Consider the following 15,418-nt stretch of genomic DNA (forward strand, 5'->3'; position numbering starts at 1 on the left):
TTTCTCTCAAAGCGGGCTGCGTATTCTATAGAAGCAGCTCTTTATGTCAAGCGATTTGTTTGAATCTTTTCAACCGCTTAACTGCCTGAATCATTCCGCTTTCGCTTCTCAACTCAGGCGGCGCATTTTACAGCACCTTAGAATCTTGTCAAGCGTTAATTTTCAAAATTTCTTTTAAAATCAATCACTTAACTCAGCTTTAAACAACCCTTTCGGATCACTCTCAAAGCAGGTGGCGCATTCTACGCTCTTACTGACCGAAATCAATACCTTTTTCGAGAATTTTTCAGCAACTTACGATTCGCTAGAATCTTGTAAGCCATTGAAAAATAAAGCTTTTTCAATCTCCTCAACACACCGTAGCGGTCAAGAGGGGCGCATTATAGGGATATGAATCCGGGGGTCAACTGCTTTTTACATTACTTAACTATTATGTCCATCAGGGTGCTTCGCGACCGTGGCTTTCTGCCACCGCAGTAATAGCAGACAGAGTACGAGCGCGGCATACAACACAGGCTCAAACCACGAAGAACGGATCTGCAGCAGATAATGAACCGCCACGAGAACAGATAACGGATAAATCAACTTATGCAGGCGCTTCCATCCCTGCTTCAGCCGCCGTTGCCAGCCGCGGGTAGATGTCACAGCCAATGGCAGCAGCAGCAGCCAGGCTGTCATGCCTAATAGTAAATAAGGCCGCTTAATCGTTTCAGCCCCCAATTCAGCGAAACGCCACTCCAGAAGAAACGCAAAGTAAGACAGCAAGTGCAGAGAGGCATAGAAGAAAGCAAACAAGCCCAGCATACGCCGGTGCTGAATCAGCCGGTGCTGAATCAGCCAGGGCTGTTTCAGCAAACGGCGTAGCGGCGTTACTGCCAATGTCAGCAGCAGAAAGTTGAATGCCCAGGTACCGGTAAACCAGACAACAGCTTTACCCGGCTCCGGGCCAAGGATTTCCCATTCACCGGACTGCAGACGAACAATCGCCTGACCTATATAGAGGAATGGCGTGATACCTAATACAAAGAGAACAATGCGGCGCAGCCTGATCATGCAAACAATCCCGGTTCAGTAGTACTTATGCAGATCCATACCGCTATAAAGAGAAGCGACCTCATCATAGCCATTAAACAGGCGCGTACTGATGCGGTTAGGTTTGAACAAGCCGGATGGCAGACGGCGCTCACTGGCCTGACTCCAGCGCGGATGATCGACCTGCGGATTCACATTGGCATAGAAGCCGTATTCGTTCGGCGCAATATCATTCCAGGTGGTACGCGGCATGGTTTCGCGGAAGCGGATGGCAACAATCGACTTGATACTTTTAAAGCCGTACTTCCACGGCACAACCAAACGTAATGGCGCACCATTCTGATTAGGCAGTACCTCACCATATAAGCCAACGGCCATAATCGTCAGCGGGTGCATCGCTTCATCCATACGCAGACCTTCTCTGTATGGCCAATCGATGGTTGAAAACGCCGAGCGCTGACCCGGCATCTGCTTTTTATCTTCCAGGGTAATGAATTCAATGTATTTAGCGCTGGCCAGGGGTTTAAAGCGTTTAATCAGATCGGCCAGCGGAAAACCAATCCATGGAATCACCATCGACCAGGCCTCGACGCAGCGCAAACGATAGATACGCTCTTCAAGCGACTGCCCCTTCAATAGGTCTTCCAGCGTGAAACTACCCTTTACCTCACACTCCCCATCTACAGTAACGGACCATGGATCGGTTTTCAGCTTGCTGGCATAACGGTAAGGATCATCTTTACCCGTACCGAACTCATAGAAGTTGTTGTACTGAGTAACACTACTGTAGGGCGTCAGAACTTCATCTTCTCCGAAAGAAGTTTCGCGTGCGGCACCAATCTGCTCACGCAACCAGGGAGCACCACTACTGCCGGGCTCTGTCCGGCTTTGCAGCGCATGCACAGGCAAGGCACTGGCGGCTAACGCTAACGCAGCACTTTGGCCAATAAACTGGCGACGTTTAAGATAAAGGGAATGAGGAGTAATTTCTGACGCTAAAGGGTCGGAAGGATTGTGCGGCTTAATAATCATGGAAGCTCCTCGGCTGGCGGTTTAACCGCCTTCCCGCGACGGCGCCACATCAGAGAAGAGACGCGCGGGAAGACTCAGAGCAAGGTTAGACTCAAATTGGGTTAAGAATTCAACCTTTAGCCCTTTTTTCACGCAAGCGTACCCACGCTTCATAAGCCGGACCAGACAGCGCATAGGTCATAAATACGCCCAACAGTACTTTGGCCGGGTCGATGGAAACCACAACAAACACGAATACCACGGCCAGCATGGCAACAAACGGAACCTTGCCGCGCAGATCCAGACCTTTAAAGCTGTGATAGCGGAAGTTACTGACCATCAGCAGACCCGCCGCAGGAACCACAACAGCCATCAGCCAGGCGATATCCGAACCGGTGGTGCCGGTTTCGCTGAACACCCATACGGTTCCGGCAACAATAGCCGCAGCCGCCGGACTGGCCAGACCGGTGAAGAAGTTCTTATCAGCAACCGCCAGCTGCGTATTGAAACGCGCCAGACGCAATGCCGCACCGGCAACATAGATGAAAGCCGCAACCCAGCCGACTTTGCCCAGATCCTGCAATGCCCAGCTAAAGGCAACCAGCGCTGGTGCAACACCGAACGACACCATATCCGCCAGGCTGTCGTACTCGGCACCGAAGTCACTCTGGGTATTGGTCAGGCGCGCAACGCGTCCGTCCAGACCATCGAGAATCATGGCAATAAAGATGGCAATTGCCGCGTTTTCGAAATGGCCGTTCATGCTGGCCACTACCGCATAAAAGCCGGAGAACAGAGCGCCGGTTGTAAACAGGTTTGGCAGCAGGTAAATGCCTTTGCGTCCTGGCCACTTGGCCGACTTACGTCCGCTTTCGTCTTCGTTATCCATCAGGGGTACAACCTTGTTGTCGTCATCATTCATTTGTTGCAGGCTCATAAACACACCTCAGTAGAACCGCTCATTATGAGGCATTAAATGGCGGCTGTCTTCCACAACGCCTGTAACAAAGGTTCCTGCAGACGCTGACTCTGGGCACACAGACCAATGGCAAAGGGTTCCAGTTCCGGCTGCACATTCAAAACCCGCACCCGTCCGGCCATCGGACTGTTGCGCAGCACCAGCTCCGGCACCACGCCCACGCCAACTCCCAGCGCGACCATACTGACGATGGCCTCGTTGCCTGTCACCTGAGCGTAGATATGCGGGGCGATATTGCGTGCGGCAAACCAGCGGTTGACGCGGGTGCGTGCCAGACCAGACTCCGACAACACCATCGGCACCTGCGCCCAGTCGATCTCCGTCTGATTCAGTGGCAACACAGCTCCCGGTGCGCGTGGCGCTATAAAGAGAAGCGGTGATGCCGCCATCGCTTTAAAAGTCAGTCCGGCGGCGAGTTGTTCCGGACGCGCGGCAATCACCACATCGGCCTCGCCAGATTCCACCCGCGGGATCGATTCCGCTGCATCGCCGGTATGAATGCGCAGATCGACCTGCGGATATTTTTCCCGAAAGCGCGACAACAAGTCCGCCAGAAAGCTGTAACTGGCGGTCACGGAGCAATACAACGTCAGGCGTCCGCTCAGATCACTGACCTGAGTACCCACTGCGCTGCGCAACTGTTCCCAGCTGAGCAGGGTTTGCTCAGCATGCTGGCGAAACAACTCACCCGCGGCCGTCAACTGCAAGGGTGAACTATCACGACTGAACAGTTGCGCCCCGGCCTCTTCCTCCATCCGCGCCAGGCGGCGACTCAGTGTCGACGCACTCATATGTAATTGCTGGCTGGCTTTGCCCAGATGCTGCAGCGAACTGAGACTAAGAAACACCTGCAAGTCCTTGTAATCCATCGCATTTCCTTAATTGAAATAAGGCTGTTGCATAAAACGCAACGAGATGACGCAAATATAGCATTTTACGCAACAGCCATCTTCCCCTACTATTCGCCGCAACGTTTTTTAATCCACATAACCTCAATTTAAGGAGCCAGAGATGGGTGCTAACTACTTCAATACTCTGAACCTGCGTCAACAGCTGGATCAGCTGGGTCGCTGCCGTTTTATGGACCGTTCTGAATTCGCTTCCGAAGCTGAATTCCTGAAAGGTAAGAAAGTTGTGATCGTTGGTTGTGGTGCTCAGGGCCTGAACCAGGGTCTGAACATGCGCGATTCCGGTCTGGACGTGTCTTACACCCTGCGTGCTGAAGCCATCGCGGAGAAGCGTCAGTCCTGGAAAAACGCGACTGACAACGGTTTCGTTGTTGGTACTTACGAAGAACTGGTGCCACAGGCTGACCTGCTGATCAACCTGACTCCTGACAAGCAGCACACAGCGGTTGTTTCTGCGGTTATGCCACTGATGAAAGAAGGCGCCACTCTGGGTTACTCCCACGGTTTCAACATTGTTGAAGAAGGCATGCAGATCCGTCCTGACCTGACCGTTGTGATGGTTGCGCCTAAGTGCCCGGGTTCTGAAGTACGTGAAGAGTACAAGCGTGGCTTCGGTGTACCAACGCTGATCGCCGTTCACCCGGAAAACGATCCAAAAGGCGAAGGCTGGGATATCGCTAAAGCATGGGCTGCCGGTACTGGCGGTCACCGCGCTGGCTGTCTGGAATCTTCTTTCGTTGCTGAAGTTAAGTCTGACCTGATGGGTGAGCAAACCATTCTGTGCGGCATGCTGCAGACCGGTGCGATCCTAGGCTTCGAGAAAATGGTTGCCGACGGTATCGACGAAGGTTACGCCGCTAAACTGATCCAGTTCGGTTGGGAAACTGTAACTGAAGCGCTGAAATACGGCGGCATCACCAACATGATGGATCGTCTGTCTAACCCAGCGAAAATCGTTGCGTTTGATATGGCCGAAGACCTGAAAGAACTGATGCGTCCACTGTTCCGCAAGCATCAGGACGACATCATGACCGGCGAATTCTCCCGCACCATGATGGCTGACTGGGCCAACAACGATAAAAACCTGCTGACCTGGCGTGAAGAAACCGCAGAAACCGGCTTCGAAAAAGCACCGGTTTCTGATGTTGAAATCAGCGAACAGGAATACTTCGACCACGGCATCATGCTGGTAGCGATGATCAAAGCCGGCGTTGAACTGGCGTTCGAAACCATGGTTGAGAGCGGCATCGTTGAAGAGTCTGCGTACTACGAGTCTCTGCACGAAACTCCACTGATCGCCAACACCATCGCCCGTCGTAAGCTGTACGAAATGAACGTGGTTATTTCCGATACTGCTGAGTACGGTAACTACCTGTTCTCCCACGCTGCAGTACCTCTGCTGCGTGAGAAGTTCATGCCGAACATCAGCACCGACGTGATCGGTAAAGGCCTGAAGCTGAAGTCTAACTCTGTAGACAACAAGCGTCTGATCGAAGTGAACGAAAACATCCGCAACCACCCGGTTGAGTGGATTGGTCAGGAACTGCGTGGCTACATGACTGACATGAAGCGCATCGTTGAAGCCAACTGATTTTGTGCTTTAACCCGCAGACATAAAAAAACCCGGCAATTGCCGGGTTTTTTTATGCTTTTTAATCAGACCACACACAGCGTACTTACAGACACTCAAGCTCCAGCGTGGTCTGAAACTGAAAGTGCGACTCTGAGGTATGACGCTCGGCAAAAAACAAATCGAACGAATATGTATGGTAAGGCTCAATACCCAGACGCTCAGCAACCTGATCCAGATCGAGGGTTTTCTCGATCATGCCGTGTACACCGCCGATATCCATGGCCAGTTTGCCGTTAATAAACAAGAACAGGTCATCATCACCGCGGAAGGTAAACTGGCCGCCCGGCACATAGTAAAACTTCAGATGCGTTTCCAGTGTAAAGTGGAAGTTGTGATAGTTTCTCTGATTACCAAAGCCTTCACGGTCAATCGGAAAAAAACTGTGATTACTGTATTCCCAAAAACCGGAAGCAATTTCACGAATCGTCAGGCTCTTGCTGATGGCCATGTTCACATCCGGCACATCACGATACCACTGGTCAAAATTGGCTTTGCCTGTTGTCGTTTTGCTGCGGTCTTCATGCGCATACACCGGACGGCCATCGTCACCCAGGTCTTCTTTTACAATGCCATAATCCACACCATCCATGGTTTCAAAATCCGGATGGCTGGTTTTAAAGTCACGAATTAAAACCGGAATGGTACGAGTACCATTCTCTGAGGTTTTACATTCACAGGCTTCGCTATAGTCTGAGGGTGAACCGGCAACACTGATATTGCTGAAAACCAACGGTAAAACAGACAGCAGTATACCTGTTGCGAAATTCCGACTAGCCATAAAGCCTCCAACCTTAAAATAACACTGGCATAGTAAACCGAATGGCGGCTACAAAATGCGACCTGCGTTTACAAACCGTTATACGATTAAAAGAAAACTGTTAACCCGGTAGCAAACTCAATATTGTGAGTCCGCTTTTTATGGCCTAACAGTTCGGTCTCAAACATGTGATCACGGTAATCCAGATTCCAGGTCAGCCAGTCTGAAAATATAATGCGATAACCTGTGCCAACCACCAGAGTAAATTGCTCATCTCCGGCGAACTGGGTATTACCAACACCACCAATCAGATAAAACGCAGAATTAAACGTCAGGTTGCGGGTAACAAAGGTTTCACCGGGAAACAGGTTATACCCCACCAGTACATCGTAATAACTGTACTCACGATCGGCATCGGTCAGGATATTAATGCCACTGCCGTTAATCGTTTCGTAACTCGTACGCCCGGCTTCGCTGCGACCGTAGTTTGCCTGCAGGAAAAAATCTTCCGTCGCATGAAATGACGCTTTTACGCCATATAAAGGGTGCGTGCCGAAATCTTCGATGCTGATCATGCCCAGGAAAAAACCGGCCTCGAACACTTCGTTGTCAATTTTTGCCTGATCGCTTTTACTTTGCTGACCCTCCGGTTCAATAATTTTGATCGGATTAATCACCACTGAACCATCATTACTCTCTTCTGCCGACAATGCCAACGGACTGAGCAGTAAGACTGCTGCTGTCAGAAGAAACTGCTGAAACCAATTCGCCATATCGCGTTACTCACTGTGTCATTGTCTGAAAATATCGTCAGGTGGCGGTACTCACCGCGTAATACAAAATTGAAGCCGATATACGCGTTAACACCGATACCCAGGCTGCGAAAATCGTCATTAACCGGCTTATTACCCGGCAATTTTTCTTTCAGCTGCAATTCCTGCCGGCCAAAGCCTGCAGCCAGAAACGGGGTAAACGACCAGCGATCCGTCGGCTCAACAATCAGGCTGATGGATTGCTGATAACCATCAACGGTCTCGGCAAAAAGCTGGCCGTATTCTGCCTCTACACCAAAATTCCGGCTCAGCCGGTATCCGGCGAGCAAACCAATCTGATCCGATCCTTCCTGCTTACCAACGGTAAATCCCAAGCGTATTTTATGACGTAAAAAATCACCGTGGCGGGTTTCTGGCAAAGCAACCGGGGTGCCGGTGTCCAGCAGGGTACGCGCCAGACTTTCACGGGTTACCCAGCCCGTTTTACCGCGCCTGTCAGCAATCAGGTACCAGGTCGTGCGGCGGCTGATTACAGCAATTTCTTCGCCTTTTTCCACCACATAAATAACGGGATAGCCACGCCCCGGGCCAGTGTGCAGCTCCAGGTATGGGTCAATCACCTCCACTTTCAGAGCCTGATTGATATCGTCGCTGGAAACCTGCGGAGGTTGTTTTTCCTGCGCCTTGTGGTTTTCCTGTTGCGCCGGATTGTTTTGCTGTGCCAGAGAAGGAAAAGCCCAAAGGCAAAGACTCAGCACCAGTATCAGGTGTCGTTGCATGATGATGTCGTCATAACAGATTCGGCGGGCATCTTACGGAAAAGCGCCTTCCGTTGTCTGGCAGTGAATCACCTTCCGACTGTTAACCTGTTCACACTGTGATGGGCGTTGCAGCAAAAGTGTGACGCAGGTCTGATTAACGAGAAAAAAAAATGGCGCAATGCCGTTTTTTGAACAGGTGCAGGTTTTTAAATTCAGAAGTGCAGATAATGCCCGACCGTCCAACGTCAGCATCAAAGCGGCAGGAGTAACAGACGTGCGTTTTTGGGCATTGTTATCAATTTTTATCAGCTGTTTCGTATCTGCACCATTATTGGCAGCGGATGCCAATATTGATTTTGGCCAACAGAAGTCGGAAGAAAAAGCGAACAAAGCCATGAGCGAAGTTCAGCGTCTGTCCGGCAATATTCAGGCGTTAAAAAACCGGGTCATCACTTTAAACAAAGATCTGCGTGTAATGGAAGAAGCTTTGTTATTTCCCACCAACACCCAGTTTTCTGTTTTTGTTGCCGTTGAAGGTGGTCAGTTTTTTACTCTGGAAAGCGTCAAACTGAAAATCGACGACAAAATGGTTTCCACTCACCTGTACTCGGCCAAGCAACGCGAAGCCCTGAACCGCGGTGGTGTACAGAAACTGTTTATGACCAACCTGTCGGAAGGCAAACACGAAGTCACCGCCTTTTTTACCGGCATTGGCCCCAATGGCCGCGCCTATAAAAGAGCCGCCGAGCTGACGCTGGAAAAAGGCAAAGCAAGCCAATATCTGGAACTGGCCATCACGGATGACAGAGCCCGCCAGGAACCTGTGTTTTCCATAAATCAGTGGTAGTGCTTATGCGAACGTTAACGCGCTTTCTGCTGACCCTTATTATTGCCAGCCAATATGCCACCGCCGCGCAGGTTAAAGACCTCGAGTACGGCGGTATTCTGTTTGATTACTATCAGCAGGATTATTTTTCCGCATTGGTGCAGTACGGATACGCGAATAGCCAGAATGCCCTGCAACACCACGGCAATGAAGCCCGGTTATTAAAGGGAGGCATGACCCTGTCTTACGGTATTGCCGGTCAGGCCGAAGACATTTTCAGCCAGTTACTGACACCGGAAGTGGCTGCGGAGCAACGTAACCGCGCCTGGTTTTATCTGGCAAAGCTCTATTATCAGAAAGCCGACACTCCACGTGCTGCGCACGCTCTGATGCAGATCAACGGTCAGGTACCGCAGGAAATTGCCGGCGAATACAACTATCTGGCAACGCTGATTAATATCCGTAACCGTCAGACCGATGCCGCAAATGCCGGTATTGACCAACTGTCAGACAATCTCCGTTTTCAGCCTTACCTGATTTACAACCTGGCCGTCAGCCAGCTGCAAAGCGGGAAAACGGACGAAGCCATGGCGAACCTGAACCGTGTGATGACAGCCGCCGTGACGCATAAAAGTGAAGAGTTGGCGGTACTGGCCGACCGGGCACGCCATGCCCTGGCACAGCTGGAAATGACACAGGGAAACCTGCTCTCCGCCTGGAATTATCTGCAGGGTGTGCGCACCACTGGCCTGTATTCCAACCGCGCATTATTAACCTATGCCTGGGCGGCGATTAAATTGAAGCGCTACAGTGATGCGGTTCCCGCCCTGCGGTTGCTTGATCAGCGCTCCATTACCATTCCTGAAACCCAGGAAGCTAAGGTACTGCTGGCCCATGTCTATGAAACTGAAGGCGCGAAACGCAGCTCGCTGAAACAATACCTGCTGGCGGAAAAATCATTTAAAGAAGGCCTGAATGCCATCGAGATGGCGCGCAAAGTCATCGCCTCGCAGGAAATTCCGCAAGAATTCGTGATTAACCTCGAAGCCATGCTGGATGAATCCGACTGGTACGGCATGCAGCCCAGCCTTGATTACAACAAGCTGACACCCTTTCTCACCGAATTAATGGCCTCCAACAATTTTTATTCGGTCATTAAAGAGCTGCGCGATCTGTATGGTATCCGCCGTAATCTGCAATTCTGGCAGATGCAGATTCACGAACACGAACTCATTATCCGTATTCGCCGTGATCAGACCGGTATGGAAAAACTGATGGCTGATGTCAACGCCAGCCAGAAACAATTCCGCTTTTATAAAGACGGTCTGATGGAGCAGAAGCTGACCACCCTGACCCTGTCCGAACGTGATCAGGAACGCTTTACCAGCCTGTGGCAAAACACCCAGAAAGACCTGGAACTGGTGGGTGACAAAGTGACCCAGGTGGCCGCCATCAAAGAACCTTACAAACTCAGTTATCAGTTACAGGCGCGCAGTAAAAAACTGGCTGCACAAGTAGAACAGGAACTCAGCAATACCAATAGCCTGATCCGCTCGCTGGAAAAAGTGATGCGCGGTGTGATTACCGCCGAGCTGGATAAACACGAAGAGCGGATCCGGTATTACTGGGCGCAGGCGCGTCTGGGCAAAGCACGGCTTTACGATAAAGCCCTGAACAACATCGAAGATTCCAGCAGCGGAGCACAACAATGAAACACCTGAACCACATAGGCTTGCTGATGGGTTTGCCTATATTGTTGAGCGGATGCAGCCTGTTTGGCGGAAACGACACCATTGGCAGTTTAAAAAGCCAGGAAACCGAAGAAAGTAATCTCGATTTTTCTGATATGAATCACCATCAGGTACGAGAGGAATATCAGGAATTATTGGAACTGGTTGATGACAAGTTTCTGAAAGAACAAATTGAGCGACGCATCGCCGGTGTCTCCATGGCCGAAGGCGATCATCTGCAGACCAGCCCGGAAAATAAGCCGAGCAAAGGTTACTACCGCGACGCCATTAATTCTTATATCGACATTCTGGAAAAATATCCGAACTCCCCGGATAACGCCGAAGTGCTTTACCAGCTGTCAAAAGCCTATGAAATGGAAGGCGAGCCGAAAAATGCAGAAGCCATGCTGAAGCGTCTGGTGGCTCTGCATCCGGATTATTCCGGCATTGCCGAAGCGCACTTCCGTTTGGGCGACATCAACTTCAACAACGAGAATTATAAGCAGGCGGAATTCCATTACCGCACCGTCACTACCGCTAATGCACCAACACTGCAACTTAACGCGCACTATATGCTGGGCTGGGCGCTGTATAAACGCGGATTGTTTGATGATGCGCTGGAATCCTTTGCCTATGTGTTATCCGTTGTTCTCGATGAGCAAAGCAGCCAGACATTAAGCAATGCCGAAAAGCCATTGGTTGACGACAGCCTGCACTCCATCAGCCTGACACTGGTCAACCTCGGTGGTGCCGAAAAAATCAGCGACGTAAAAGGCCTGCGCAACAAAGCCTATATCTGGCAAGTGTATGAAAATCTGGGTGCCTACTACCTGGAGAAAAACCGTTACGCCGACAGCGCCGCGACCTATCAGCATTTTATTACCCATTATCCGCTGGATACACGCACACCGGGTATGCACAGCAAGCTGATTGCCGCCTACATTAAAGGGGCCTTTGCTAAAGACGTTCTGCTGGCCAAACAATCTTATGTCGCGCAGTACGGAATGCAGTCGGCTTACTGGGCGCAGGCCAGCGAGACATTGCGCAACGACATCAGCGCGAACCTGAAACCTTACCTGACCGAAATGGCGGCGCACTTTCACGCTCAGGCACAAGCTCAGGCCAAACTGGCGGGTGAAAAAGAAGCGGCAAAAATCAAAGGTGCTGATGAGCTGAACGAGAAATCCGCCGCATCCTATGCCAGCGCCACACAATATTACGGCGAATACCTGAGCAGCTTTCCGCAAAGCAGCGATCTGGCCAAACAACGTTTTCTGAAAGCAGAAGCGCATTTTGAAGCCCGCCAGTACGATCAGGCTGCCGCGGACTATGAAATTGTCAGCTACCAGTATCAGGATAAAGAATTCGGCAACCGCTCCGGTTACGCAGCCATTCTTGCTTACCAGCAGCGTATTGCGGAACTGGAACAGAATCCGAAAGAAAAATCCCATGCACAGGAAAATGCCGTCGCCAGTATGCTGCGGTTTACCGAACGCTATGACACCGACAAACGCTCGCCGGCGGTACTGACGAACGCTGCCGAATATTTATTCAGCCTGAACCGTTACCCACAAGCGATTGACGTAGCCAGTAAGCTGATTAGCGGCAATAAAGCGCTGGATAAAAACCTGAAGCAAACCGCCTACGGCATTATCGCGCACTCGTATTACCAGCAGAAAAATTACCTGGAAGCGGAACAGAACTACGACAACCAGCGTCAGCTGTTGGGTAAACAGCATCCGCAATACGTCGCCGTCAGCGAACGCATGGCAACCGCGGTGTATAAAAAAGCAGAAGGAATGATGGCCGCCGGGCAGAAACTGGCCGCAGCAGAACAACAGCTGCGCATTAAAACCATTGCACCTGACAGCAAAGTCCGTGTGATTGCTCAATACGATGCCGCCGTTACGCTACTGGCGGAAAAACAATGGCAGTCAGCCATTAGCGAATTAAAAGAACTGCGTGCGCTTTATCCGCAGCATGAACTGGCGGCCGAATTTCCGCGCAAACTGGCTTATGGCTACGAGCAGGACGGGCAAATGCTGCCAGCAGCGAAAACGTACGACTACCTGTACGCCAACGATAAAAGCGCCGAGGTAAAACGTGATGCCCTGTTCGCCGCAGCCGGCCTGTATGAAAAGCTCGGCCAACTGGATACCGCCCTCGAATATTACAAAACCTGGGCGCGTAATTATGAACAGCCATTCGATAACCGCATGGAATCGCGTTACCACATCGCGCTGATTTATGGTCAGAAAAATGATGAGCGTCGTAAGCTTTATTGGCTGCGTCGTATCGTACAGGGTGATGCCAGTGCCGGAGAGAGCCGTACCGACCGTTCACAGTGGCTGGCCGCCTGGGCCAACAATGAATACGGCGATTATTTTGCCGGTGAATTTAATAAGCGTCGCCTGGCGGCCAATCTCGAGCGCAATTTACCACTGAAAAACCAAAGTCTGCAGGATGCGGTCAGCCGTTATCAGCAGGCAGCCGAATACGGGCTGCTGGAATTTACCACCCAGGGCAGCTTTAAAATTGCCCGCCTGTATCAGCAGATGGCCAACGAACTGCAAACCCTGCCCATTCCTGACGGTATGTCGGAGCAGGATGCAGACATGTTCCGCAGCCTGATTAATCAGCAGGCTGCCCCAATGCTGGAGCTGGCGCTGTCGGTATACACCAGCAACGTCGAGCAAGGCTGGAAAGGTCACTTTAACCAGTGGATTGATGACAGTTTCAAAGCACTGGCACTGCTGTCTCCTGCACGCTTTAACAAATCTGAAGAACAAAAGAGGTATGGCGATGAAATTCGTTAAACCCATGCTGATTCTGGCCTTGCTCAGCGGCTGTGCCGCGCAGCAGCCAAAATCCACACCAGACACTCTGACACTGACGCAGACCTCCCAGTACCTGCCACACCAGGCGTACGATGAGAAAGGGCTGAAAATTCCCTACGTTGCTGCAGAGAATCCTTACCTGAAACAAACCGGCACCATCAGTAAAGGGTCTGTTCTGCTGTTTATTGAAGCGAAAAAAGCACTGGCGGCCGACGATGAAAAAACCGCCGTGCAAAAGCTGAAAGTGATTGCGGAAAAAGACCCGTCGCTGGCGGGCCCTTTGGTCATGCTGGGGGATATCAGTATGACCAATGAGCGTTATGCCGAAGCCGAAGATTATTATCAGAAAGCACTGACGATTAACGACATCAATGTTAATGCTTGGCTTGGCCTTGGTGAGACCCAGCGCCGTCAGGGACAATTTATTGCGGCCCAAAATACGTACGCCAAAGCGCTGCAGCAATGGCCCGACTTTCCTGAAGCGCATCTGAATCTGGGCGTGCTCTACGATCTGTATCTGAATATTCCGCAACAGGCTCAGGCACACTATGAAGCCTACCTGTTTTTAACCAATAAAAAGACGCATGCAGCTACAGACTGGTATCAGGAAGTACAAAGTCGTACTGGTATTACCGCCAGCTTCATTGATGCCGGGCCAGAAACCCAGAACAGCAGCAAACTGGCGGCGGAATAAATTATGAAAATTATCAGCAATCTGCTGCTTATGTCTCTGTTCAGCCTGCCGTTAATGGCCGAAGAAGCGATCAAGCTGGAAAGTAAGATCGTCGGCGATAAAGAGCAGCCATCGGTCAGTTATTTTGTGCCCTGGCAGGAAGCCAGCGGCGTCGACCGTCTATACCAGAATGTGGAAGACCGGTACGACAACAGTCTGGACGCTATTGATCGTGATGTGATGCTGCGCTCGATGCGCATCTATGACGAAATGAATCTTGAAAATAACCCAAGTTTAAATTCTGAGGCTAACTAAAATGGGCGATATCTACAGCATCGTGGTCAACTTCCTGAAAGAAGGGGGCCTGTTTATGTATCCGATTTCCATCGTACTGGTACTGGGCCTGGCGATTGCTTTTGAACGCTGGATATTTCTGAAGCGCGAGAAAAACCGCAACGAAAAAACCTTCCAGGACTTTCTGCCATTATTGCGTACCAACGATCATGAAAAAATGACGCTGTTTACCCGTGATCATCAGGCTGCCGTATCGCGCATTATTGGCTGCGGTCTGGATATGATGAAAATCACCAAGCAACGTGCTGATATTGAACAAGCTATGAACGAAGGCGTAATGGAAGTTCTGCCACGCCTGGAAAACCGTACCAACTATCTGGCTATGCTGGCAAACGTTGCCACTCTGTTGGGCCTGCTCGGTACAATTATTGGTCTGATTGCTGCGTTTGCCGCCGTTGCTAACGCCGATCCGGCGGATAAATCCGCACTGCTGTCACAGTCTATTTCGGTAGCGATGAACACCACGGCTTTCGGTCTGATTGCCGCGATTCCACTGCTGATTGCCAGTGCAGTGATCAATAATAAAACCAATGCCATTGTCAGCAGTATCGAAATGGCGGCGATGAAGTTCCTGAATGTGATGACCCTGAACCGTGCTGTTGAAGCCGGTTATCCGAAAGACAACCGTGGCGACGATCAAAAGGCATCCTGATGGCTTTTAAAATGAACCGGCGCATGGCGGAAGACACCGATATCGATATCACGTCCTTTATGAACCTGATGATCGTATTGGTACCGGTGCTGCTGCTCAGCCTGACCTTTACCAAAGTGCGGGTGCTGGATATTAATCTGCCCGAGCTCAGTGGTGGCCAATCGGCAGCAGAACTCAGTCAGTCGCAGTTGGATGTGATGGTCGACAGCGAAGGCTTTGCCGTGTATTTCCCGACCGGCAAGCTGTTGAAAAAAATCCCGCTCAAAGAGAATCAATATGATTACCGCGAGCTGTCGCAACTGATGCGTGATCTTAAAAATCAGCTCAGTGATAAAAAAGACGCAACCATCATTGCTGCCAAAAACGTCGAGTACCAGACCCTGATTTCCACGATGGATACCATTAAATCCTATAAAACCGTGTTAGCAGCCAGTCTGGTCGAAGTTGAACTCTTCCCGGAAATTTCTCTCGGGGATAAAAAACGGTAACGGA

At 50.8% G+C, this 15,418-nt stretch carries 15 protein-coding genes; 8 read left to right on the forward strand and 7 right to left on the reverse strand.

Annotated features, from left to right (window positions below; genetic code table 11):
- Nucleotides 1-423 precede the first annotated feature (423 nt).
- The 4 genes from NYR02_RS01885 to ilvY all read right to left on the reverse strand — a co-directional run bounded on the left by NYR02_RS01885 (nucleotide 424) and on the right by ilvY (nucleotide 3,891).
- Complete coding sequence (locus NYR02_RS01885; RefSeq protein WP_260974701.1) at nucleotides 424-1,053, reverse strand: protein-methionine-sulfoxide reductase heme-binding subunit MsrQ; 630 nt, start codon at nucleotides 1,051-1,053, stop codon at nucleotides 424-426.
- A gap of 15 nt (nucleotides 1,054-1,068) precedes the next feature.
- Entirely contained in the window at nucleotides 1,069-2,064 is a 996-nt protein-coding gene (gene msrP / locus NYR02_RS01890) for a protein-methionine-sulfoxide reductase catalytic subunit MsrP (RefSeq protein WP_260974702.1), read from the reverse strand.
- 109 nt (nucleotides 2,065-2,173) lie between these two features.
- Entirely contained in the window at nucleotides 2,174-2,965 is a 792-nt protein-coding gene (pssA, locus tag NYR02_RS01895; RefSeq protein WP_476756253.1) for a CDP-diacylglycerol--serine O-phosphatidyltransferase, read from the reverse strand.
- A 50-nt stretch (nucleotides 2,966-3,015) separates the two neighbouring features.
- A complete protein-coding gene (ilvY, locus tag NYR02_RS01900) occupies nucleotides 3,016-3,891 on the reverse strand; it encodes an HTH-type transcriptional activator IlvY (protein ID WP_260974703.1) in 876 nt (291 codons plus the stop codon).
- Between the two features lie 142 nt (nucleotides 3,892-4,033).
- Here ilvY and ilvC point away from each other — a divergent pair, with 142 nt between their 5' ends.
- Nucleotides 4,034-5,521 carry a ketol-acid reductoisomerase gene (gene ilvC, locus NYR02_RS01905; RefSeq protein ID WP_260974704.1) on the forward strand — a complete coding sequence of 496 codons (1,488 nt, stop codon included), beginning with the start codon at nucleotides 4,034-4,036 and terminating at the stop codon, nucleotides 5,519-5,521.
- Between the two features lie 85 nt (nucleotides 5,522-5,606).
- Here ilvC and NYR02_RS01910 read toward each other — a convergent pair whose 3' ends face one another.
- The 3 genes from NYR02_RS01910 to NYR02_RS01920 all read right to left on the reverse strand — a co-directional run bounded on the left by NYR02_RS01910 (nucleotide 5,607) and on the right by NYR02_RS01920 (nucleotide 7,872).
- On the reverse strand, nucleotides 5,607-6,341 hold the full coding sequence (locus NYR02_RS01910; protein ID WP_260974705.1) for a fibro-slime domain-containing protein: 735 nt from the start codon (nucleotides 6,339-6,341) through the stop codon (nucleotides 5,607-5,609).
- An 86-nt stretch (nucleotides 6,342-6,427) separates the two neighbouring features.
- A complete protein-coding gene (locus tag NYR02_RS01915; protein WP_260974706.1) occupies nucleotides 6,428-7,093 on the reverse strand; it encodes an outer membrane beta-barrel domain-containing protein in 666 nt (221 codons plus the stop codon).
- Nucleotides 7,063-7,872, reverse strand: a complete 810-nt coding sequence (locus NYR02_RS01920; RefSeq protein WP_260974707.1) for an outer membrane beta-barrel protein — start codon at nucleotides 7,870-7,872, stop codon at nucleotides 7,063-7,065. Before NYR02_RS01920 ends, NYR02_RS01915 begins: the two co-directional genes overlap by 31 nt.
- A gap of 256 nt (nucleotides 7,873-8,128) precedes the next feature.
- On the opposite strand from NYR02_RS01920, the gene NYR02_RS01925 reads away from it, so the two are divergent.
- From NYR02_RS01925 to NYR02_RS01955, 7 genes are read left to right on the forward strand one after another with little or no spacing between them, the layout of a single operon-like run.
- Complete coding sequence (locus NYR02_RS01925) at nucleotides 8,129-8,701, forward strand: AraC family transcriptional regulator (protein ID WP_260974708.1); 573 nt, start codon at nucleotides 8,129-8,131, stop codon at nucleotides 8,699-8,701.
- Between the two features lie 5 nt (nucleotides 8,702-8,706).
- Nucleotides 8,707-10,392, forward strand: a complete 1,686-nt coding sequence (locus NYR02_RS01930) for a tetratricopeptide repeat protein (protein ID WP_260974709.1) — start codon at nucleotides 8,707-8,709, stop codon at nucleotides 10,390-10,392.
- Entirely contained in the window at nucleotides 10,389-13,226 is a 2,838-nt protein-coding gene (locus NYR02_RS01935; RefSeq protein ID WP_260974710.1) for a tetratricopeptide repeat protein, read from the forward strand. Before NYR02_RS01930 ends, NYR02_RS01935 begins: the two co-directional genes overlap by 4 nt.
- Nucleotides 13,213-13,941, forward strand: a complete 729-nt coding sequence (locus NYR02_RS01940) for a tetratricopeptide repeat protein (RefSeq protein ID WP_260974711.1) — start codon at nucleotides 13,213-13,215, stop codon at nucleotides 13,939-13,941. Before NYR02_RS01935 ends, NYR02_RS01940 begins: the two co-directional genes overlap by 14 nt.
- Before the next feature lie 3 nt (nucleotides 13,942-13,944).
- Entirely contained in the window at nucleotides 13,945-14,235 is a 291-nt protein-coding gene (locus NYR02_RS01945) for a hypothetical protein (protein WP_260974712.1), read from the forward strand.
- 1 nt (nucleotide 14,236) lies between these two features.
- Nucleotides 14,237-14,926 carry a MotA/TolQ/ExbB proton channel family protein gene (locus NYR02_RS01950; RefSeq protein ID WP_260974713.1) on the forward strand — a complete coding sequence of 230 codons (690 nt, stop codon included), beginning with the start codon at nucleotides 14,237-14,239 and terminating at the stop codon, nucleotides 14,924-14,926.
- The gene (locus tag NYR02_RS01955; RefSeq protein WP_260974714.1) at nucleotides 14,926-15,414 is read left to right on the forward strand and encodes an ExbD/TolR family protein; all 489 of its coding nucleotides are present in this window, start codon (nucleotides 14,926-14,928) and stop codon (nucleotides 15,412-15,414) included. The genes NYR02_RS01950 and NYR02_RS01955 overlap by 1 nt, the downstream gene beginning before the upstream one ends.
- Nucleotides 15,415-15,418 lie beyond the last annotated feature (4 nt).

The sequence above is a fragment of the Thalassolituus pacificus genome, from assembly GCF_025318105.1.
Classification (GTDB): domain Bacteria; phylum Pseudomonadota; class Gammaproteobacteria; order Pseudomonadales; family Oceanobacteraceae; genus Venatoribacter; species Venatoribacter pacificus.